This window comes from Ruegeria sp. EL01 (assembly GCF_900313035.1).
Classification (GTDB): domain Bacteria; phylum Pseudomonadota; class Alphaproteobacteria; order Rhodobacterales; family Rhodobacteraceae; genus Ruegeria.
The window spans coordinates 36458-57596 of record NZ_OMPS01000038.1 but is presented as its reverse complement, the minus strand read 5'-3'; the positions used below and the strand labels follow the sequence as shown (position 1 = coordinate 57596).

Sequence of the window (21139 nt, the reverse complement as noted above, 5' to 3'; positions counted from 1 at the left end):
TAAGGCAAGAGGGCGACAATGGCGCAGGCAGTGGTGATCGGGGCAGGGCCAGCAGGTTTGATGGCTGCGGAACAGCTGGCCAATGCTGGCCATTCGGTTGCTGTGGCCGAAGCCAAGCCGTCAGTTGCACGTAAATTTTTGATGGCCGGGAAATCGGGTCTGAACCTGACCAAAGATGAGCCGCTTGAAACCCTTATCGCGTCTTATGATGAAGCTGCAGACTGGTTGCAGCCGATGATCGCTGCATTTGATGCGCAGGCGGTTCAAAACTGGGCGCGCGATCTGGGGCAAGAGCTGTTCACCGGTTCAACCGGCAGGGTCTTTCCCAAAGTCATGAAGGCATCCCCTTTGCTGCGCGCATGGCTTTCGCGATTGGGACAGGCGGGCGTTGAAATCAGAACACGCTGGCGCTGGACTGGGTGGGATGGCCAAGCATTGACGTTCGACACACCAGAAGGGTCACAGTCCGTCGTCGCTGATGTCACGATCCTTGCGATGGGAGGGGCCAGTTGGTCGCGGCTGGGTTCGGATGGCAGTTGGGCCGAAATTTTGGCTGCGAAGGGAGTTTCTTTGACCCCCTTTGCCCCCGCAAATGCGGGCCTGCTGGTCGAATGGTCCGAACACATGTCATCCCATTTCGGAGCGCCAATCAAAGGCGTCGCTTTGCAAGCCGGGTCCATGCGGACGCGGGGAGAGGCGGTGATTTCCGAACGCGGGTTGGAAGGCGGCGGTATCTATACCATCTGCAGGGCGGTGAGAAAGGGTGCACCGCTGACCATCGACCTTGTGCCGGACCTGACTCAAGGCGAAATCGCGACCCGTTTAAATAAGCCCCGTGGTAAGTCCAGCCTGTCTAATCACCTACGCAAGGCGCTGAAACTTGGCGCTACCCGCACAGCTTTGCTGATGGAGTTCGGCCGTCCGCTTCCAGACGCTCCCGACGCTTTGGCGCAAGTGATCAAATCCCTGCCCGTCCTGCATACCGGCCTAAGACCTCTGGATGAGGCAATTTCGACCGTTGGCGGTGTTCCCAACGCCGAATTGGACGATGGTCTGATGCTCAGGGCCATGCCGGGCACGTTCTGCGCGGGAGAGATGTTGGATTGGGAGGCCCCAACCGGTGGCTACCTGCTGACCGCCTGTTTGGCCACGGGCCGGTGGAGCGGCCAGTCCGCAGTCGACTGGTTAAAGGCCCAAAACACCCGCTAGGGTGCTTTCGCGAGTTCGGCCAGCTTCAGGTACCCGGGCCGGTCCCGCATCTCTTTGCTATAGGCATTCAACACGTCGGAATTAAGCGGAAACCGAGCACCTCTGGCCCAGCTCATGCAGTGAACCAGCAGGATGTCGGCAATTGTCATCTTCTCGCCCAACAGAAACGGGCCTTTGAACTGTTTTTCAAGGCGTTGGAGGTTGCGATCAAACTCCCACATCGCCGTTTCACCAACCTGAGGGGTGCGCTTGTCCTCGGGCAAGATAAAAGTGTGACGCGCCGCGATCCACAAGACCGCATCCAACTCGTCCAGCATGGTATAGAAAACCGAATCCTGTGCCGCACGTTCGAGACTTCCGGCAGGATAAGTAAGTGCCCCATGCTTATCCGCCAGATAGGTCATGATCGCCGAGCTGTCGCTGATTACCGCATCACCATCGACCAGTACGGGGATCTTACCCGACAGGTTCAGCGCAGTGATTTGCGGATCACGCGGGCCGGCCTTGACGTGTTCATAGGGCTGACCAATTTCTTCCAACATCCAGAGAACGCGCGAGGCGCGGCTGGGGATGCTACCATAGACCATGTACATGCGGGGCTCCTGCCGGTTGAGACTGCGCAGAGTGTGGGGCAGTTGGCAAAGGCGTCAAGCGAAACGCTTGGTCACCGAGAACGGGCCAGCATTGCCAACCGGATCATCGCGCGTTCAACTAGTGCCATGGCAGGCGCTGTTTGGCCAGCGGACCGTAACGACAGATCCGTATCGGTCAGAACCGTCAATGCGGTTTGCAGCTTTGGGGCACCCCAGCCTTGTGCCTGCCGCAGGATCCGGTCACGTCGCTTGCCGTACACAGGCGGACGCAGCTTGCCGATTCCTTGTGCCGCACCACCAGGGTCAGAAGCACATGCATAGAGCGTCCGAAAGTGTCGAGTGGCACCGATGCACAGGGTAACTCCGTTGGTTCCTTGGGCTTGAAGCCGCCGGATCATCGGCCCAATCTCTCCGGCTCGACCTTCGGCGACCACGTTCAACACATCATCCACCACCGCTTCGGTCGAACGGGGTGCACAGGCGTCAATATCTTCGAGTGTCAGCTCAGAGGTGTCGCCGCGCTTATAAAGCGACAGCTTCTCAACAGTTTGGGCAAAATCCCCGGGGCTGAGGCCGACAGCCAATTCGCTGATCGCTGACATCGCATCGTTTGGAATGTTCTGCATGCCGGCTTGTGCCAGCACCCGCTCCACCTCGGCCCGTGATGGTGGATCGTCATAGATTCCCACTGCATAGGCTACTGGATGGGCTTCAAACGCCTTTCGGATCTTTGAGCTTGGCTTGAGTTGCCCTGCGGTGACGATAACTTGGGCGTCGCCCGGCGACCAATCTTCCAGCGCCGCAACGATCGCTGGCGCAGCCGTATCTGTGGCATCTTCGACGAAGACCGCGCGCGGCCCTGGAAAGAAGCCAACGGCTTTGACCGCATCCAGCAACAAGGCAGGATCACCACGCAAATCGCCGCCGGGCATCCGCGTCAGGCGCATTTCCTCTTCGGCGCCCGGACCAAGCAGAGCTGCCAGAACCTGCTGGCGCTTAAGCGCGACCCGCATTGCGTCCGCACCGTAGATCAGTAACCCGGTTTTGTTGGCGTCCGGCTTGGCGAAATATCCTTCAGCCTCGCGCGGGCTCAGTTTCATGCGGACAGACCTGGCGTCGCGTACAGTCGGTTCATGATCTGGTTCGACAGAATCACCATCAGCCGTTCTTTTGCGTCGCGCTCATCCGCCAACGTGGACACGGTTGAACCAGCAGCCGAATAGCCCACAAAATCGGTCACCGTGCCAGATGCCACGATTTGTCCCGTCTCATTGGATCGCAGCGAATACTCGGCGCGCCCGTCAGTGGTATATCGGTTGGTTTCATTGGTTGTTGAGATGGCGGCGCCTTGGGTCACGGTCGAAACTTGCACATCCAGTTTGTAGGCAGCGCCAGAGTTCGCGCTTCGGCCAAGCTGTTGTTCCAGATTTTGAACCAGAAAATAGCTTTCAACGGTGTTCGGCGCGGAAACAGCGACTTTTCCATATAGTTCCGAACCCGATCCGCCAGGAGCATACACCGGTTCAAAGCCGCAGGCTGCCAGCGCCAGCGGCATCAAAATCAAGGTTCTTCGGTCAAACAACGACATTCACAATCCGGCCCGGGACAACGATTACTTTCTTCGGCGTGATACCATCCAGCGCCTTTTGCACAGCTTCGGTGCTGAGCGCGATTTTTTCAACCTCATCCTTACCCAAATCCTTGGGCACGCTGATTTCCGCACGGCGCTTACCATTGATCTGGATCGGCAGGGTGATGGTGTCATCGATCAACATAGCTTCATCGGCGACCGGCCACGAGGCTGTGGCAACCAGCCCTTCGCCACCCTGATGTGCCCAAATGTCCTCGGCCAAATGCGGCGTCATCGGTGACATCAGCTGGGCCAGGGTCATTATCGCCTGTTTCTGGGCCGCGACTCCCGCTTTGGATTTTGCTAACGTGTTGGTGAAGGCATAGAGTTTTGCGATGGCCGCGTTGAAGCCAAAACTCTCAACGCCAAGCGACACGTCGCGGATGGCTTTGTGCATCTCACGAAGCAATTCCTGATCGCCTTCGCCCTTCGCACTGGGATCCATCTCGCCGATTTTGTCGCACAGGTTCCAGACCCGGTTCAAATGTTTGAACGCGGCCTCGGCCCCGGAGGCAGTCCATTCCACGTCACGTTCAGGCGGCGAATCAGACAGCACAAACCAGCGTGCAGTGTCAGCACCAAACGCAGAGATGATGCTGACAGGATCGACCACGTTCTTTTTGGACTTGGACATCTTGGCCGAGGGGATGATCTCGACCTCGGTGCCATCGGCCAGCTTGCCGTCTGTGACGTCTTCGGGCAGGTGATAGACCGGGCGACCTTTGGCGTCACGGGTTTGGTAGATCTCATGCGTTACCATGCCTTGCGTGAACAGCGCATCAAACGGTTCGATGGCTTTTTTCGGCATATGGCCCGTGATGTTCATCGCTCGTGCGAAGAACCGCGAATACAGCAGATGCAGAATCGCGTGTTCGATGCCGCCGATATACTGGTCGACATTCATCCAATATTCGGCCTCGGCCAAATCAGTAGGTGTTTCGGCGTTGGGCGCGGTGAAACGGGCGAAGTACCAAGACGAATCGACGAAGGTGTCCATTGTGTCGGTTTCGCGCTTGGCCGCAGCACCACAGGACGGACACTTACAATCGCGCCATGTTGGGTGACGATCCAGCGGGTTGCCCGGCTTGTCGAAGGTGACATCATCGGGCAATCGGATCGGAAGATTCTCGGGCTTTTCGGGCACGACGCCGCAGGCTTCGCAATGCACAACGGGAATTGGGCAGCCCCAGTAGCGTTGGCGCGACAGGCCCCAGTCACGCAGGCGATACTTGGTAACACCTTCGCCCCAGCCCGCCTTTTCAGCGAAATCGACGGTGGCGTTGATGGCTTCGTCGCCCGTGGCCTCGGTCAAACCAGCGAAATGGTTCGCCCAGCGGACTTTTTCTGTCTTGGGTGGCACAAACGCGATCTTGTCGACAGGCGTATCGTTGTCCAAGGCGAAGAACGTATCGATGACCGGCAAGTCGTACTTGCGGCAGAAATCCAGATCGCGCTGGTCATGCGCCGGGCAGGCAAAGATCGCGCCGGTGCCATAGTCCATGAGGATAAAGTTCGCGATCCAAACCGGCAGTTCCCAATTTGGGTCCAGCGGGTGCTTGACCCTGATGCCGGTGTCATAGCCCAGCTTTTCAGCTGTCTCGACAGCTTCCTCGGTGGTGCCGATCTTGCGGCATTCACCAACAAATTCGGCAATTTCAGCGTTCTCGGCTTCAAGCTGCTTGGCAATTGGGTGATCCGGCGAGATACCAACAAACGACGCACCCAGCAAAGTGTCCGGGCGAGTCGTATAAACTGAGATCGGCTCACCTTCGTCGGTGCGATCAAACGAGAATTGCAGGCCGCGAGACTTGCCGATCCAGTTTTCCTGCATCAAGCGCACTTTGGCGGGCCAGTTTTCGAGCGTATCCAGTGCGTCGAGCAATTCTTCGGAATAATCCGAGATCTTGAAGAACCACTGCGTCAATTCACGACGCTCGACCAACGCACCTGAACGCCAGCCGCGACCGGCTTCGACCTGCTCGTTGGCCAGAACCGTCATGTCGACTGGATCCCAGTTCACCACAGCGTTCTTGCGATACACCAGCCCGGCCTGAAGCATATCCAGGAACAAAGCCTGCTGCTGACCATAATATTCAGGATCACAAGTAGCGAATTCGCGGGACCAATCGATCGACAGACCCAGCGGCTTCATCTGCGCGCGCATGTCCGCGATATTGCCATAGGTCCAGTCTTTCGGGTGACCACCAATGGCCATGGCCGCATTTTCCGCTGGCATTCCAAAGGCATCCCAGCCCATAGGGTGCAGCACGTTGTGGCCGGTTGCCAGCTTGTGCCGTGCGATCACGTCGCCCATCGTGTAGTTGCGTACGTGCCCCATATGGATTCGGCCCGACGGGTAGGGGAACATCTCAAGTACATAATACTTTGGCTTGTCCGCCTTGTGGCTGGCCGTAAAGATTCCAGCCTTGTCCCAGGCCTCTTGCCATTTTGCTTCGATTTCGGTGGCCGAGTAACGCGACATCATGCGGTCCTTCGTGAATAAAAACGCCGGGCAGGAACCCGGCGTGGTCTTATTGTGAATTTCGTCGGGTTGCTAGAACTTGTTGTCCGCAATGCGTAACTGGCGTGCCCGCGAAAGGATGGCGTCTTCGATGGCGCGGGTTGTCGCAGCGCTGACCGGTGCGCCCCCGTTGGACTGAAGCGCAACCGACAAAGACCGCGCAGCCAACGCCGGATCGCTGACATGGACCGTGGCCCGATACGACCGCCCGCCGCCTGGCGGTTTGCCGTAACCTGTTACGATCACGCCGGTAAACGGATCAACTTCTTGCACTGGCAGAAAGCTGAGAACATCCAGCGAGGCCGTCCACAGATACCGGTTTACATTGGTTGTCTGCTCGGCGTCGCCGCGATTGAAAATGTCCCAGATCGTTGAACGTTCAGAATCATTCAATTCACGTTCGTCGGAATTTCCCCCGACGAGGTTAGGGTTGTACGTTGTTGTGCTTCGATTCTGTCCGCATGCCGAAATGGTGGCGGTCAGCATGATCATACCCAAAACTGTCGGCAGGCGCATTGTAAGCAGGTCCTGTTTCACTGATTGTGCGTTATTGGTGGATACTCCTAGCCAAGGACCCCTTCTGCAACAAGCCTATTCTTTTGATACATCGGCCTACTGTGCGGAAAGGCAGGCAAAACTGACTGTGGCATCCTTGCACCAATTTGACCCGAATGACGCCACAGCAATTAGGCCAAGCTTGCGCCCGGGGGGCAAAAAGAGCGAAACGGTGTCCGTGCTGAGACATATGCCGAGGTATGTGTCGAGTAGAAAAACTATTTAATTGAAACCGAGGGAAACAAGATGAAAAAAGTTCTCTTCGCAACGACGGCGCTTATCGCGACCGCAGGCGTTGCAGCAGCTGAAGTCAAACTGGGCGGTTATGGCCGTTTTGGTATTGGCTACCAAGAAGATCGTTCGACAGACCCTAACATTAGCGACACCATTCTGGTTTCTCGCTTCCGTCTGAACATCGACGGCATCGCAGAAACCGACGGCGGCGTTCGCTTCGAAGGTCGTGTTCGTCTGCAAGCTGACGAAAATGCCACCAATGGCGAAGCCAACGCAGCTGGCCTGAACGGCGCGCGCTTCTCGGTCATCTACGGTGGTCTGCGTGTTGACGCGGGTAACGTAGCGGGTTCGTTCGACAACCTGGCAAACTACTACGGTAACGAGCCTGGCCTGGAAAGCTTCATTGGTCAGTACTCTGGCGTTGACTACAGCTTCCTGTCGTACTCTTCGACCGGTGCTGGCGCAAACGCTGTGTTCTTCCAGTACGCCATCAACGACTTCGCTTTCGGCGCGTCGTATGACCAAGACTCCGGCGGCGAAGACAAGTGGGACATCAGCGCGACCTACACCTTCAACAACATCACCGCAGCTCTGGCCTATGGTCAAACTGACGGCGTTGGTGGTGCAGAGAAGCAGACCCTGACCGTTCTGACCCTGGGTGCAGAATTCGGTGACTTCTCGGGTACTCTGTTTGTCGCAGACGACGATGTTTCAAATGCAGCGCGCAACGGCACTGCATACGGTCTGTCGGCAGCCTACAATGTTGGCGCTGCAACCACCCTGACCTTCGCTTACGGTGACGGTTCGGCGGACGACGACAACCAGCAGTACGGCATTGGTGCCATCTACGACCTGGGCGGCGGTGCTTCGCTGCGCGGTGGTGTTGGTCGCTCGAAGCGTGGCGGCGGCGAAAGCCAGACACGTGCCGACTTCGGTGCCCAGTTCAACTTCTAAGTTGATCTGAACCGCAAGGTTTGAGGGCGGGTCTTCGGACCCGCCCTTTTCTTTTGCGCCGACATAGTGTTTCTCTGCCCCAAAGGCAGATTGAGGAACGCCATGTCATTGCAAGAGATCACCGCCCGCATTGCCAAGGCCGTATCAAATGTTGGACGGCCTGCTGGGTCGGTAACGTTGATCGCTGTGTCCAAGGTGCAGCCGAATGAGCGCGTTCAAGCCGTGCTTGAACAAGGGCACCGCTGTTTTGGTGAAAACCGGGTTCAGGAAGCTGTTGGCAAATGGCCCGCTTTCAAAGAGCAGTACTCCGATGTTGATCTGCATCTGATTGGTCCCTTGCAAACCAACAAGGCGCGTCAGGCGATGGAACTGTGCAATGCCATTCATTCCGTCGACCGTCCCAAACTGGCAAAGACTTTGGCCCGATTGGCACAAGAGATCGGATCCTGCCCGGATCTGTTCATTCAGGTAAACACCGGAGAAGAAGATCAAAAGGCGGGAATTTTACCTGTAGATGCGGATCGGTTTGTTGCTGAATGCAAAGAGCTGGACCTGCCGGTCCGCGGGCTAATGTGCATCCCTCCGGTCGACCAAGAACCCTCACTGCATTTTGCGTTACTGGCCAAAATCGCGGCACGCAACGGATTGACAGGTCTGTCCATGGGGATGAGCAGCGATTTCGAACAGGCCATCGCATTGGGGGCAACCCATGTGCGTGTCGGATCCGCCATCTTTGGCGAGCGGGTCAAACCGCAGGGATAATCAGTCGTGTGCCCGGTACAATCTTACGGGCAATCCAGTGCAGATGCTCACGTCGAAAGGCCACGCATCCTTCGGTCGGATAGCCAGGTCGCCGCCATTGATGCAAAAATATTGCAGAACCTCGACCTGCTACCGCGTTTGGCCAGTTCCAATCGGTTATGAATACCAGATCATAAAGCGGGTCTGCGCGGCGCAGTTTTTCGTGGCTGAACGGATATGGCGCTGAGACTAAGCGGTTGTAATTATTATCCGATGTATCGTCCGACCATAGATCCCAAGGCCCGATCGCGCGTGCCCAGAAGGTTGGTGTGGCGATGCGGTCCGGCCGATACAACATGCCCGTGATGCGGTGCGCGCCTGTTGGGGTCGCTCCGTCGCCTTCACGTTTGGAATTACTCAACCCGCCCTTGCCGATCGAACAGGGGAAAAGCTGACCACGAAACCGAACGCCACGCGGGGTCAGCACCAAATCATTGGGTGTCACAGCAGATGCCCGGACTTCGCCGCCTTGGTCGCCAGATACGCGCGGTTATGGGCGGTTTCGCCGACTTTCAACGGAACACGTTCGGTCACAGCGATGCCGGTACGCTCCATCATTGCGATCTTGGCCGGGTTGTTGGTCAGCAAGCGGACCGAGTTGAAGCCCAACGATTTCAGAATGTCCGAGCCGAGGCGAAAGTCCCGTTCGTCATCTTCGAAGCCCAGGCGGTGGTTGGCTTCGACCGTGTCAAACCCTTGATCTTGCAAGAAATAAGCTCGCATCTTGTTTGCCAGACCAATGCCTCGACCCTCTTGATTCAGATAGAGCAGGACACCTGCGCCTTCTGATCCCATTTGGGCCAACGCGCCACGCAGCTGCGGGCCGCAGTCACATTTCAGGCTGCCCATGAGATCACCGGTAAAACAGGCCGAGTGCAATCGTGCCAGAACCGGTTTGTCCCGGTCCGGGCGCCCGATTTCAACAGCATAATGTTCTTCCCCGCCATCCTCGGGGCGGAAAACATGCAGCCGTCCAGCTTCTGATACTTCCATCGGCAGGCGCGCTGCGACAACCTCGTGCAGCGCGCTGCGGCCTGCCAGATGAGGGGCAGCGCGGGTGTGATCGATGCATGTCAGGCCGTGGCTTGCGGCAAATGTTCTTCCGTCTTCGACCTGAACCACGATCGCTGCAGGCAGAAGGCGTGCAGATTTTGCCAGTGCGATGGCAATGCGGTGCAAATGGGCATTGCCCTGACGCTTTGTCATCAGTGGCCCCTTCATAGGGGAACTCAGATCATCGGAAGGATCGGCAACGGCCTGAACCCAACCGATATCTGCATCCTCCGGAATCAAAATCCGCGCCAGATCACCATCATAGGCCCGTGCCTTGAGCGTTTCCGCCCGTCGCCCGGTTATTGTGACCACCGGATCGCCGCAAAGCCCACGAAGATCGGCCAGACGTTGGGGGCTGATTGTTTCTGCCGAGGCAGCAAGCACGCCAAACCCGGTATCGTCCATCAGTACGACGGGTACGCCCATGCGCAGATCTGCCCGGGCTCGCGCAAGCAGTTCGGTGATATCTGGGATAAGACTCATCTATGTTACCCTGTAACGTTCAGCCTCTCTCCTAGCGCTTTCGGCACGAAATGTGAAACATTTCCGCCACCTTGGACACGAGGGCGTGAGCCCGTTGCAGCAAAGCTTGTTGATTGCGTATTCCACGCGCAAGTGATGGAAAAGGCTTAGGAGGACCGGGAAATGGCTCAACTCAAGAAAATCCTGCTGGTGGATGACGATGAAGACCTGCGCGAGGCACTCAGCGAGCAACTGGTGATGACCGAGGATTTCGATGTGTTTGAAGCGCATGATGGTCAGTCCGCAATGGAGCGTGCGCGCGAAGCGATCTATGACCTGGTGATCCTGGATGTTGGTCTGCCGGACACGGATGGCCGAGAGCTTTGCCGTCTGATGCGCAAACAGGGTGTTAAAAGCCCGATTCTAATGCTGACGGGCCATGACAGTGATGCCGACACGATCCTGGGACTGGATGCAGGTGCAAACGATTATGTCTCAAAGCCATTCAAGTTTCCGGTCTTGTTGGCCCGTATTCGCGCGCAGCTACGCCAGCATGAACAATCCGAAGACGCTGTCTTTGTTCTTGGCCCCTATACGTTCAAACCTGCAATGAAGATGTTGATCACTGAAGATGATCGCAAAATTCGCCTGACGGAGAAAGAAACCAATATTCTCAAGTTCCTCTACCGCTCGACCGATGGTGTGGTGGCGCGGGACGTGCTGCTGCACGAGGTGTGGGGCTACAACGCTGGCGTAACGACGCATACGCTGGAAACTCACATCTACCGGCTGCGCCAGAAAATCGAGCCTGATCCGTCAAATGCGCGTCTTTTGGTCACAGAATCGGGTGGATATCGCTTGGTATCATGATCGCCTGTAGATTGATTTGGATCAAAGTGATACTCTGTAGTCATAATTAGATTACTCCCAACCCGTGCATGTCCGGGTAATGACATGCACCTCCCTGTTGGACTGCCGGGCCTTTGGCCCGGCCTTTTTTTATTCTGTTATCGCTTGTTATCAGCAAGATTGCGGGTCATTCCAACATTGCCCCACCGTAAGTGTTCCTGTAATGTTCCACTCATTCTTTTCCAGATGGAGACATTTGTAGTGATTCAGGGAAGTTGTTGCTGCGGAACCGTCAGGTTTCAACTAAAGCGCGAACCGTCTGTAATGGGTACGTGTCACTGTTCCCGATGCCGCAAGTCAGGGGCCAGCACGATTGTGTTTGCGAAAAAGGATGATCTGATATGGGTGCAGGGTAAGGACAAGGTGGTGTTGTATCGGCCGAACGCTCCGTACAAATACGGCAGATGTTTCTGCAAAAACTGCGGAACGTCCCTTGGTGAAATCCTGTCGGATGAAGACAGTTTCCCAATCGCAGCGAATACGCTGGATACGGCATTACATCTGAAGGTTCAGTTTCATGAGTTTGTCTCGGAGAAACCTGATTGGTACAAAATCTGCGATGAAGCACCCCAATCTGATGGTCACCCGTCCTAAATATTTTTTCCGATAGCACCTGTTCTTACACCGCGATAGGTTACGCCAACCGCGACAGAGGAAACCCGCCCCATGCCCTTTACGATAGCCACATGGAACATCAACTCGGTCCGTCTGCGTGAGCCGATTGTGCTGAAACTGCTACAGGAAGAAGCGCCGGATATTCTGTGTCTGCAGGAATGTAAGTCGCCAGTGGAAAAGATCCCAACCGAAGCGTTTTCGGCGCTTGGTTACAGCCATATGATTGCGCGGGGGCAAAAAGGCTATAATGGCGTCGCCATTCTGTCTCGCTTGCCTATTGAGGATGTTGGCGACAAGGATTTTGCAAGTCTGGGTCATGCCCGACATATCGCTGGTCGACTGGAAAATGGGGTCACGATCCACAATTTCTATGTTCCTGCAGGCGGGGATGTACCCGATCGCGAAGTGAACGAGAAATTCGGTCAGAAACTCGACTATCTGACTGAAATGCGGGACTGGTTTCACGCGGACAAGCCGCAGAAGTCAATTCTGGTAGGGGACCTGAACATCGCCCCGCGTGAGGATGATGTCTGGTCCCACAAAAAGCTGCTCAAGGTCGTGTCGCACACACCTGTCGAGGTCGAGCAATTGTCAGAAACCCAGGATGCGGGAGGCTGGGTTGATATCACCCGTCAGGATATCCCCGAAGGGCAGCTTTATAGCTGGTGGTCCTATCGTGCGCGCGATTGGGATGTCGCGGACAAAGGGCGGCGATTGGATCATGTCTGGGCGACACCCGACATCTCGAATGCCGGCCATTCCAGCAGGGTTCTGCGTGACGCGCGCGGCTGGGAAAAGCCCAGTGATCACGCGCCGGTTTTTGCGACCTTTGACGTTTGATCGGATCCGGTCTTAAAACTCACCCCTTGGTTTCCGCGCTCAGCGGTTGCATATAGGGCGCAAATTGGAACGAAAGAGTGATTGCCATGGATCTTCTGAACACCGCAGCTGGCTCAGACACCAGTGATCTGATCAAGGACGGAACCGAGGCCACTTTCATGGCCGACGTTGTTGAAACCTCGCAGGATATTCCGGTTATCGTTGATTTCTGGGCGCCTTGGTGTGGCCCATGCAAGACGCTTGGTCCACTTTTGGAAGAAGCCGTAACCGCCGCCAAAGGCGCGGTGAAAATGGTCAAGATCAACGTCGACGAGGCTCAGGCAATTGCCTCGCAATTGCGTATCCAGTCGATTCCGACCGTTTATGCCTTTTCTAAAGGTCAGCCCGTCGACGGGTTTCAGGGGGCTGTGCCGGGATCTGAAATCAAGGCGTTCGTGGATCGCGTGATCGAAGCCGCTGGCGGCGAAAGCCCCGGTGGGCAATTGGACGATGCTGTGACAGCTGCGGAAGACATGCTGGCCGAAGGTGCCGCTGTTGATGCAGCGCAGACCTTTGCCGCCATCCTGGGCGAAGATCCGAACCACGCCGGGGCCTATGGGGGGCTAGTGCGGTCCCATATAGCATCGGGTGATCTTGAGCAGGCCGAAGCGATCCTGAATGGCGCCCCGGCCGAGATTTCTACGTCGCCCGAAATCGAAGCGGCCCACGCGCAGCTTGAGCTGGCCAAACAGGCTGCGGATGCGGGTCCGGTGGCTGATTTGACGGTGATGGTAGAAGCCGATCCTGACAATCATCAGGCACGGTTCGATCTGGCGCAGGCACTGCATGCCAATGGCGATGTGGAAGAAGCCGTGGGGCAACTGCTGGAACTGTTCGGTCGTGATCGCGAATGGAATGACGGCGCGGCCAAGTCGCAGCTGTTCACGATCTTTGACGCGCTCAGACCCAATGATCCGATTGTTCTGAACGGACGCCGCAAACTCAGCTCGATGATATTTGCCTAATTCCGGTTCAGAGCTACACTCGGGTACATGATGCATCCTGCCGACCTGCCGGATACGATATCCGTTTTTCCACTGCCCGGGGCGTTGCTGTTGCCCCGGTCACGCTTGCCCCTGCACATATTCGAGCCGCGCTACCTGCAGATGCTGGATGATGCTTTGAAGACTAAGGAACGTCTGATTGGCATGGTGCAACCGAACCCGTCTGTGAACGACGATACCAAACTGCATCAGATCGGATGTGCCGGACGTGTGACACAGTTTTCCGAGACTGAGGATGGCAGATATCTGATCACGCTCACCGGGGTTTCCCGGTTTCGAATGATCTCGGAACTGGACGCATTCACACCTTATCGGCGGTGTGCTGTCGCATGGGGTGGGTTTGATCGAGACCTGGGCAAAACCGAAAAGGATGACGAGTTCAATCGCACGCGGTTTTTGACCTTGCTAGAGCGATTCTTCTCATCACGGGATTTGTCAACGGATTGGGATTCCATGAAAGATGCCGATGACGAGTTATTGGTGAATTCGCTTTCGATGCTTCTGGATTTCGACCCCGAAGAAAAACAAGCCTTACTTGAGGCGCCCTGTCTGCGCACACGTCGCGAAACTTTGGTGACATTGATCGAATTCGCCCTTCGTGGCGGTTCAAATGAGGAAACACTGCAATGAGCGCATCTGAACACGCGTTTGACCGCCACATGCTTGAGGCGCTGATTTGCCCTAAGACCCAAACGACCCTGCACTACGACGCAGACCGGCAAGAGCTGGTTTCCAAAGCCGCTGGTCTGGCGTTTCCGGTCCGCAATGGAATACCGGTGATGTTGGTGGACGAAGCGCGCGAACTGGATTAAATCGCGCGGCCTTGCAGCAGTTTCGGCAGGTCACCGGTCAGTCCGGCGGCCTCGCGCACAAAGCTACGGCGCAGCCCGGGCAGCGAGCCGACCAGGCCCATGCCGATATCGCGACCCATCCGTAGGATCGGATTGTCGTTTGAAAACATCTTGTTGAACACATCTGTCGCCATGGCCAACGCGGCCGTGTCGAACCGGCGCCACTCTTGATAGCGCTCTAAAACCAGTGTTGATGCGATGTCTTCCCCACGCCGCCCTGCCAAAGTCAGAACCTCGGCCAATGCCCCTACATCGCGCAGGCCCGCGTTCAGGCCTTGCCCGGCAATCGGGTGCATGCCGTGGGCGGCGTCCCCGACCAAAGCCAAATGATCCGAGATAAAGGAATTAGCAATGGTCAGGTTCAGCGGGTAGGTGAATCGGTCACCTTGTAGTCGGATATCACCCAGGAAATCCCCGAACCGGGGGCGCAGAACCTGAAGATAGTCCGCCTCGGACATGGCGTTGATGTGCTGCGCGGTATCCGTACGTTCGCTCCAGACAATCGAGCTGCGGTTGCCGGTCAGCGGCAGGATCGCCAGCGGGCCGGGGGGCATGAAAAACTGATGGGCGACGCCATGATGTGGCAGATCGTGTTCGATGGCGCAAACAAGGGCGGTTTGGCCATACTCCCACCCGCTGCGTTTGATCCCGGCGCGGGCCGCTGTGCCGCTGCGGCGACCGTCACATCCGACGACCAGTTGGCCCGAAACGGTCGACCCGTCGTCAAGTGTCAGTGTTACGCCTGTCGTGCCAGTCTCTTGTGAAACAACTGTTTTACCGCTGAGCTGGGTGATCCGCTGCTCTTGCGTCATCGCGTCCAGAAAGGCGCGGCGCAGGTGGCGGTCTTCGACCATGTAACCCATCGGGCCTTCTTCGATCTCGGCATGGTCGAAATGCATAAAAAATGGCGACGGGCCAGCGCCTGCATGGCCGTCTGTCACCTTGATTTCCAGCATCGGTTGCGCCTGCTCTGCGACCCGTTCCCAGATTCCGATCACTTCCAGAAGGCGTTGCGAAGCCAGCGCCAGCGCATAGGCGCGTCCATCAAAAGTGGCGTTCATACGCAGCGTCTCGGCCAGCGAATCTATCACTGTCACCGAATGTCCGGTTTGCGCCAATGCCAGTGCCAGCGCCGGGCCATTTAAGCCGCCGCCAACGATCAGGATATCCGAAGCCTTTGTCATGCCCTGCAATATGCGCGCCCTTTCGGGATTGTCCATGTGCGGTCCTGTCGCTACCGTCCCTAAAAGCAAGAAATCGGAGGGATAAAATGCAGGATTGGTTGACCATGACGGCGTGTGATTTGGGTCGTGGAATCGGCATGGGCCAAATTGATCCGGTTGAGCTGACCGAAACCTACCTGACTGCCATTGATGCACATCCGCACCGCGACCGGATCTATGCGCGTGTAACCCATGACAGGGCGCGGGCCGAGGCTGCCGCCGCGAAAGACAGGGCAGGTCTCGGCTTGCGACGTTCGCTGTTGGATGGGGTTCCGATCAGTTGGAAGGACTTGTTCGACACCGCAGGTACGGCAACCGAGGCAGGATCAGCCTTGTTGAAAGGCCGCGTGCCCGACGCAGACGCAGTGGTTTTGCGCAACGCGACAGCCATGGGGACTGTCTGCCTGGGCAAGACGCATATGAGCGAGTTGGCCTTCTCGGGCCTTGGCCTGAACCCGGTCACCGGCACGCCGCCCTGTGTTGACGACGAAGATGCGGTCTCAGGGGGGTCGTCCTCTGGCGCGGCGGCGTCTGTCGCTTGGGGCTTAGCGGCATGTAGCATTGGGTCCGATACGGGTGGATCCGTGCGTATCCCGGCTGCGTGGAACAATTTGGTGGGTTTAAAAACCACCGCTGGGCGGGTCAGTCTGGAAGGCACGGTACCGCTCTGCCTGCGCTTTGACACCGTCGGGCCCTTGGCGCGATCCGTTGAGGACGCCGCACATATGTTGGCGCTTCTGGAAGGCGGAACACCGGCAGATCTGCGCGGGGCGACACTGAAAGGGCGGCGGTTTGCTGACTTGCAGAATGTGGCCAAGGACGATCTGCGTGATGCGCCGCGCAAATCCTATGATGATGCGCTGCAAAGACTGCGGGAGGCTGGCGCTGAAATCGTTCCCTTGGACGTGCCGGAATTGGACGAGGCGATGGGCCTGTCTGGAGTCCTGTACACCACCGAAGCCTATGGCCTTTGGCGTGACGTGATCGAAGCCAACCCCGAGGCGATGTACCCCGAAATTCTGGAACGGTTTCGCATGGGCAAGATGTATTCCGGTCCAGATTACGTGTCCGCGTGGTCGAAGCTAAAGGCTTGCCGCACCGCCTGGGATGCGGCTACGGCCAGTTTTGACGCCGTTTTGGCCCCGACTGCGCCAATACTGCCGCCCAATCTGGACCGTTTGATGAGCGATCATGAGTATTACGTGACCGAGAATCTACTGGCCCTGCGGAACACCCGGATTGGCAATCTGATGGGCCTGGCGGCGCTGACTTTGCCCACTGGAACACCGGGATGCGGCCTTATGATGTTGGGCTATCCGGGGTCTGAAGAGGCCCTGTTGCGGGTCGGATCAGCGGTCGAATCTGCACTGACCTGAATGCCACAATCCCCTGATTCGGCACCTCTTTGTCTGGACGAAGGGGTGTGTGATCTGTAATCTGACAAAAAACGGGGCGAAAATGATCCCGGTATTGAGGCAGTACTTATGAATTTCCCCGAGCGGTTTTCGAACCTACCGGCATATGCATTTCCGCGTCTGCGCGCCCTGTTGGATCATCATCAACCGGGGGGCGACGTGATTCACATGACCATTGGTGAGCCCAAGCACGATTTTCCGGCTTGGATAACCGATGTGATTATGGAAAACGCCGCTGGATTCCAGGGATATCCGCCAAACGAGGGATCACCCGAACTGCGCGCCGCCATCACTGACTGGATCAATCGCCGCTATGGCGTGACAATGGACCCGGACGCCAATGTGATGGCCCTGAACGGAACGCGCGAAGGGTTGTACAATGCCGCGATGGCCCTGTGCCCGGAACAAAAGAACGGTCAAAAACCGGTTATCCTGTGCCCGAACCCATTTTATCAGGTCTATATGGTCGCCTCGATCTCGGTCCGAGCGGAGCCCCATTTTGTGCCTGCCACCGCTGCTACGGGTCATTTGCCGGATTATGCAGGCTTGCCCGAGGACGTGCTGAACCGCACCGCCGTGGCCTATATCTGCTCGCCCGCGAACCCGCAGGGCGCAGTCGCGTCGCGCGACTATTGGGCCGAATTGATCCGGTTGGCTGAAACATACGACTTCCGCATCTTCGCCGATGAGTGTTACTCCGAGATCTACCGCGATGATGCGCCAGTTGGTGTTTTGACTGTCGCGCAAGAGCTGGGAGCGGATCCCGAGCGGATCACGTTGTTCAATTCATTGTCAAAAAGGTCGAATTTGGCCGGTTTGCGGTCAGGTCTGATTGCAGGCGGACCAGAGACGATTAAACGCGTCAAACAGTTGCGCGCCTATTCAGGTGCCCCTTTGCCCGCCCCGCTTCAAGCTGCCGCCGCCAGAGTTTGGGCCGACGAGGCGCATGTAGCGGAAAACCGTGCGCTCTATCAGGAAAAATACGCCATCGCGGATACGGTTTTTGCAGGTGTCCAAGGTTACATGCCCGCCGAAGCCGGGTTTTTCCTGTGGTTGCCCGTCGAGAACGGCGAGAAAACGGCGCTTAAAGTTTGGCAGGAAACCGGGGTTCGGGTTCTGCCGGGTGCATATCTTTCTCAAGGTGATCCGGGACAGAACCCGGGCGAGCAGTTTATCAGGGTCGCCATGGTGGCCCCAAAAGCAGAGATGCAGCGCGGGCTGATTCAGCTCCGCGACTGCATCTATTTGTGAGGTACGAGGGCAAAATGGCATCTTACAACGCGCGCAATCGCGATCCATTGTTGGACAGCACGACGCAAGCCGCCATCGAACGGCGCAGCAAGGAACTGATTGGGATCGCCCTGATCCTGTTGGGGTTGGCCGCTGCTGCAATGATCTGGTCCTATACGCCGGAGGATCCGAACTGGATGGTGTCGACAGACGCACCGGTACAGAACTGGATGGGACGGATTGGTGCCTCGATCGCAGCGCCGCTGTTCATGATCGTTGGTTGGGGTAGCTGGGGCATTGCGTTGGTGCTGATTGGCTGGGGTGTGCGGTTTGCCGGGCATTTCGGTGAAGAGCGTGCCGTAGCCCGATTGATCTTTGCCCCGATCTGGATTGCTGTAGTCTCTGTCTACGCCGCAACACTGGTACCCGGCGCCGAATGGCGCGCGACCCATAGCTATGGGTTAGGGGGCCTGTTTGGCGATACTGCGATGGGTGCCTTACTAACGCTGCTGCCTATCGCCTCTCATTTTCTGGTCAAACTGATGTCTCTGGTTATGGCGGTTGGGATGATCGCATTGGGTATCTTTGTGCTGGGCTTCATCAGAACCGATGTGCAGCGGGGATTCCGCGCGTTTCTGTTAGGTCTTGTTATGTCCTACGACATGCTGATGACCCTGTTGGGTCGTGGCGCTTCGGCGACGGCACGGGCTGCTCGTGAACGTCGGGCGCAGTGGGATGATCGCAAAGCCGCCCGCGGGGAAGCGGCCGACGCAGTTTACGAAGACGAGTTGGCCTATGCCGATCCGATCTTTGATGAGCCCGAATTGTTCGATCCGGAACCCGTTGTAAAGACGGGTCTTCTGGCCAGAATGCCCTCACTGATCCGCCGCCCGGATCCAATGCCAGAGCCCGAGTTGATCGACCCGGATCCTGTCATGGGTTACGATGATATGCCCGGAGAGGACCGCATTCAGTCCAAAATCTCGGCAGCTGTACGCAATCGCAAAGTCGCCAGCGGGGAAGTGACGCCCGAGCCCGATCCGAATCTGCCGCTGACCAAAGGCAGGGGGCGCGGGCCTGATCCTTTGATCTTGAATGCCCCGCAGAACGGGGGATTGCCGCCCGAGCCGCCACTGACGTCAGCAGGTTTGCCACCTGAACCGCCGATGACAGGTGCCGCGGTCGTCGATTGGCAAGACCCTGTTGCTGACGAATATGCATCGCAGCCGGACGATATGCATGACTATGTGAGCGAGTATCAGGCAGAGCCAGAAATTGAGGACGAAGCCGTGTTTGAAGATACGGCCGATCAGGCGATGCAATCGCGCCCTGCTATGAAGATCCCGGTCGCAGAACCGCGTAAACCCGTTGTGGCGCAGCCGGTTCGCCGTACACCTCCGCCGTCGCGCCGTGCACAGGCCGAGGCGCAACCGACATTGTCATTCGAAGAAAAGCACTCGGATTTCGAACTGCCGCCGCTTGGCTTGTTGTCAAACCCGTCCGCCATTGAGCGCCACCATCTGAGCGATGAGGCCTTGGAAGAAAATGCGCGCATGCTTGAAAACGTGCTGGATGACTATGGTGTCAAAGGTGAGATTGTCAGCGTCCGCCCCGGCCCGGTCGTCACCATGTACGAGCTGGAGCCCGCGCCAGGCCTGAAAGCCAGTCGCGTGATCGGTCTGGCTGACGATATCGCGCGCTCGATGTCTGCGCTGTCAGCACGGGTTTCGACCCTGCCCGGGCGCTCGGTTATTGGCATCGAACTGCCAAACGAAAACCGCGAAATGGTGGTGTTGCGGGAAATTCTGTCCAGCCGAGACTTTGGTGACGGCAACCAAGCCCTGCCACTGGCTTTGGGTAAGGATATCGGCGGCGAGTCTGTAGTGGCCAATCTGGCCAAGATGCCTCACCTTCTGATCGCCGGGACCACCGGGTCCGGTAAGTCGGTGGCGATCAACACGATGATCCTGTCGCTGCTGTACAAGCTGACACCGGATGAATGTCGCCTGATCATGATCGACCCCAAGATGCTGGAACTGTCGGTCTATGACGGCATCCCGCACCTGCTGTCACCCGTTGTGACTGATCCGAAAAAGGCAGTTGTGGCCCTGAAATGGGTCGTGGGCGAAATGGAAGATCGCTATCGCAAGATGTCCAAAATGGGTGTTCGTAACATCGCTGGCTACAATGGCCGGGTAAAGGACGCGCAAGCCAAGGGCGAGATGTTCAGCCGCACGGTCCAGACCGGGTTTGACGATGAAACTGGCGAACCGACGTTTGAGACCGAAGAGTTCGCACCCGAATCGATGCCCTATATCGTCGTGATCGTCGACGAGATGGCCGACCTGATGATGGTTGCAGGCAAGGAAATCGAAGCCTGCATCCAGCGTCTGGCGCAGATGGCGCGGGCCTCGGGTATTCACCTGATCATGGCCACGCAACGCCCCTCGGTCGATGTGATCACCGGTACGATCAAGGCGAACTTCCCAACCCGGATTTCATTCCAGGTGACCTCGAAAGTCGACAGCCGAACCATTCTGGGTGAAATGGGCGCGGAACAACTGCTGGGGCAGGGGGACATGCTCTATATGGCGGGCGGGGCTAAGATCACCCGCTGTCACGGCCCGTTTGTGTCCGATGAAGAGGTCGAGGAAATCGTCAACCACCTGAAACAGTTCGGCCCGCCGGATTATGTGAATACCGTTTTGGATGGTCCGTCTGAGGATAAAGCCGATAATATCGACGCGGTTCTGGGCCTAAACACCGGCGGCAACACCAATGGTGAAGATGCCCTGTACGATCAGGCGGTGGGGATTGTGATCAAGGATCGCAAATGTTCGACGTCGTACATTCAGCGGAAACTTGCCATTGGCTACAACAAAGCTGCGCGGCTTGTTGAGCAAATGGAGGATGAAGGCGTTGTTTCATCAGCAAATCACGTTGGTAAACGCGAAATCCTCGTCCCCGAGCAATAGGATATTTAATAACAAGGGCAGAGCGC

At 57.1% G+C, this 21139-nt stretch carries 20 protein-coding genes; 12 read left to right on the top strand and 8 right to left on the bottom strand.

The genetic code is table 11. The features are described 5' to 3' along the window. Positions 1 to 18 precede the first annotated feature (18 nt). The gene (locus D9K61_RS15245) at positions 19 to 1209 is read left to right on the top strand and encodes a TIGR03862 family flavoprotein (protein WP_120634055.1); all 1191 of its coding nucleotides are present in this window, start codon (positions 19 to 21) and stop codon (positions 1207 to 1209) included. On the opposite strand, the gene D9K61_RS15240 is transcribed toward D9K61_RS15245, so the two are convergent. The 5 genes from D9K61_RS15240 to D9K61_RS15220 all read right to left on the bottom strand — a co-directional run bounded on the left by D9K61_RS15240 (position 1206) and on the right by D9K61_RS15220 (position 6469). Next, positions 1206 to 1802 carry a glutathione S-transferase family protein gene (locus D9K61_RS15240; protein ID WP_120634054.1) on the bottom strand — a complete coding sequence of 199 codons (597 nt, stop codon included), beginning with the start codon at positions 1800 to 1802 and terminating at the stop codon, positions 1206 to 1208. The two genes, D9K61_RS15245 and D9K61_RS15240, sit on opposite strands and share 4 nt — an antisense overlap. A 71-nt stretch (positions 1803 to 1873) precedes the next feature. Next, positions 1874 to 2902 carry a DNA polymerase III subunit delta gene (gene holA / locus D9K61_RS15235; RefSeq protein WP_120634053.1) on the bottom strand — a complete coding sequence of 343 codons (1029 nt, stop codon included), beginning with the start codon at positions 2900 to 2902 and terminating at the stop codon, positions 1874 to 1876. Further along, complete coding sequence (gene lptE, locus D9K61_RS15230; RefSeq protein WP_120634052.1) at positions 2899 to 3390, bottom strand: LPS assembly lipoprotein LptE; 492 nt, start codon at positions 3388 to 3390, stop codon at positions 2899 to 2901. The genes holA and lptE overlap by 4 nt, the downstream gene beginning before the upstream one ends. After that, the gene (gene leuS, locus D9K61_RS15225; protein WP_120634130.1) at positions 3377 to 5914 is read right to left on the bottom strand and encodes a leucine--tRNA ligase; all 2538 of its coding nucleotides are present in this window, start codon (positions 5912 to 5914) and stop codon (positions 3377 to 3379) included. Before leuS ends, lptE begins: the two co-directional genes overlap by 14 nt. 72 nt (positions 5915 to 5986) lie before the next feature. After that, positions 5987 to 6469 carry a DUF3576 domain-containing protein gene (locus D9K61_RS15220; RefSeq protein ID WP_120634051.1) on the bottom strand — a complete coding sequence of 161 codons (483 nt, stop codon included), beginning with the start codon at positions 6467 to 6469 and terminating at the stop codon, positions 5987 to 5989. 285 nt (positions 6470 to 6754) lie between these two features. Between D9K61_RS15220 and D9K61_RS15215 the strand changes: the two genes are divergently transcribed. Together D9K61_RS15215 and D9K61_RS15210 are read left to right on the top strand one after the other, a co-directional pair. Further along, entirely contained in the window at positions 6755 to 7696 is a 942-nt protein-coding gene (locus D9K61_RS15215) for a porin (RefSeq protein ID WP_120634050.1), read from the top strand. A gap of 102 nt (positions 7697 to 7798) precedes the next feature. Further along, positions 7799 to 8458: a YggS family pyridoxal phosphate-dependent enzyme gene (locus D9K61_RS15210; RefSeq protein ID WP_120634049.1), complete on the top strand. Its 660-nt coding sequence runs from the start codon at positions 7799 to 7801 to the stop codon at positions 8456 to 8458. On the opposite strand, the gene D9K61_RS15205 is transcribed toward D9K61_RS15210, so the two are convergent. Continuing rightward, entirely contained in the window at positions 8442 to 8942 is a 501-nt protein-coding gene (locus D9K61_RS15205; RefSeq protein WP_120634048.1) for a L,D-transpeptidase, read from the bottom strand. The genes D9K61_RS15210 and D9K61_RS15205 overlap by 17 nt on opposite strands. Continuing rightward, positions 8939 to 10033 carry a GTP cyclohydrolase II gene (ribA, locus tag D9K61_RS15200; RefSeq protein WP_120634047.1) on the bottom strand — a complete coding sequence of 365 codons (1095 nt, stop codon included), beginning with the start codon at positions 10031 to 10033 and terminating at the stop codon, positions 8939 to 8941. Before ribA ends, D9K61_RS15205 begins: the two co-directional genes overlap by 4 nt. Positions 10034 to 10195: 162 nt before the next feature. On the opposite strand from ribA, the gene D9K61_RS15195 reads away from it, so the two are divergent. The 6 genes from D9K61_RS15195 (at position 10196) to D9K61_RS15170 (ending at position 14231) form a co-directional block, all read left to right on the top strand. Beyond that, a complete protein-coding gene (locus tag D9K61_RS15195) occupies positions 10196 to 10882 on the top strand; it encodes a response regulator transcription factor (RefSeq protein WP_120634046.1) in 687 nt (228 codons plus the stop codon). 84 nt (positions 10883 to 10966) lie between these two features. Next, positions 10967 to 11515 carry a GFA family protein gene (locus D9K61_RS27905; protein WP_371688479.1) on the top strand — a complete coding sequence of 183 codons (549 nt, stop codon included), beginning with the start codon at positions 10967 to 10969 and terminating at the stop codon, positions 11513 to 11515. A 72-nt stretch (positions 11516 to 11587) separates the two neighbouring features. Next, positions 11588 to 12376 (top strand): exodeoxyribonuclease III, encoded by a 789-nt coding sequence (locus D9K61_RS15185; RefSeq protein WP_120634044.1) that lies wholly within the window; start codon positions 11588 to 11590, stop codon positions 12374 to 12376. Between the two features lie 86 nt (positions 12377 to 12462). Next, positions 12463 to 13380 carry a thioredoxin gene (gene trxA / locus D9K61_RS15180; RefSeq protein ID WP_120634043.1) on the top strand — a complete coding sequence of 306 codons (918 nt, stop codon included), beginning with the start codon at positions 12463 to 12465 and terminating at the stop codon, positions 13378 to 13380. Between the two features lie 27 nt (positions 13381 to 13407). Further along, positions 13408 to 14049: an LON peptidase substrate-binding domain-containing protein gene (locus tag D9K61_RS15175; protein ID WP_120634042.1), complete on the top strand. Its 642-nt coding sequence runs from the start codon at positions 13408 to 13410 to the stop codon at positions 14047 to 14049. Continuing rightward, positions 14046 to 14231 carry a Trm112 family protein gene (locus tag D9K61_RS15170; RefSeq protein ID WP_120634041.1) on the top strand — a complete coding sequence of 62 codons (186 nt, stop codon included), beginning with the start codon at positions 14046 to 14048 and terminating at the stop codon, positions 14229 to 14231. The genes D9K61_RS15175 and D9K61_RS15170 overlap by 4 nt, the downstream gene beginning before the upstream one ends. Here the strand turns inward: D9K61_RS15170 and D9K61_RS15165 are convergent. Then, positions 14228 to 15490 carry an FAD-dependent monooxygenase gene (locus D9K61_RS15165; RefSeq protein ID WP_254055794.1) on the bottom strand — a complete coding sequence of 421 codons (1263 nt, stop codon included), beginning with the start codon at positions 15488 to 15490 and terminating at the stop codon, positions 14228 to 14230. The genes D9K61_RS15170 and D9K61_RS15165 overlap by 4 nt on opposite strands. Before the next feature lie 50 nt (positions 15491 to 15540). On the opposite strand from D9K61_RS15165, the gene D9K61_RS15160 reads away from it, so the two are divergent. The 3 genes from D9K61_RS15160 to D9K61_RS15150 all read left to right on the top strand — a co-directional run bounded on the left by D9K61_RS15160 (position 15541) and on the right by D9K61_RS15150 (position 21113). Continuing rightward, a complete protein-coding gene (locus D9K61_RS15160; RefSeq protein WP_120634040.1) occupies positions 15541 to 16869 on the top strand; it encodes an amidase in 1329 nt (442 codons plus the stop codon). Positions 16870 to 16977: 108 nt separating this feature from the next. Beyond that, positions 16978 to 18159 carry an aminotransferase class I/II-fold pyridoxal phosphate-dependent enzyme gene (locus D9K61_RS15155; protein WP_120634039.1) on the top strand — a complete coding sequence of 394 codons (1182 nt, stop codon included), beginning with the start codon at positions 16978 to 16980 and terminating at the stop codon, positions 18157 to 18159. Between the two features lie 14 nt (positions 18160 to 18173). After that, entirely contained in the window at positions 18174 to 21113 is a 2940-nt protein-coding gene (locus D9K61_RS15150; protein WP_120634038.1) for a DNA translocase FtsK, read from the top strand. Positions 21114 to 21139 lie beyond the last annotated feature (26 nt).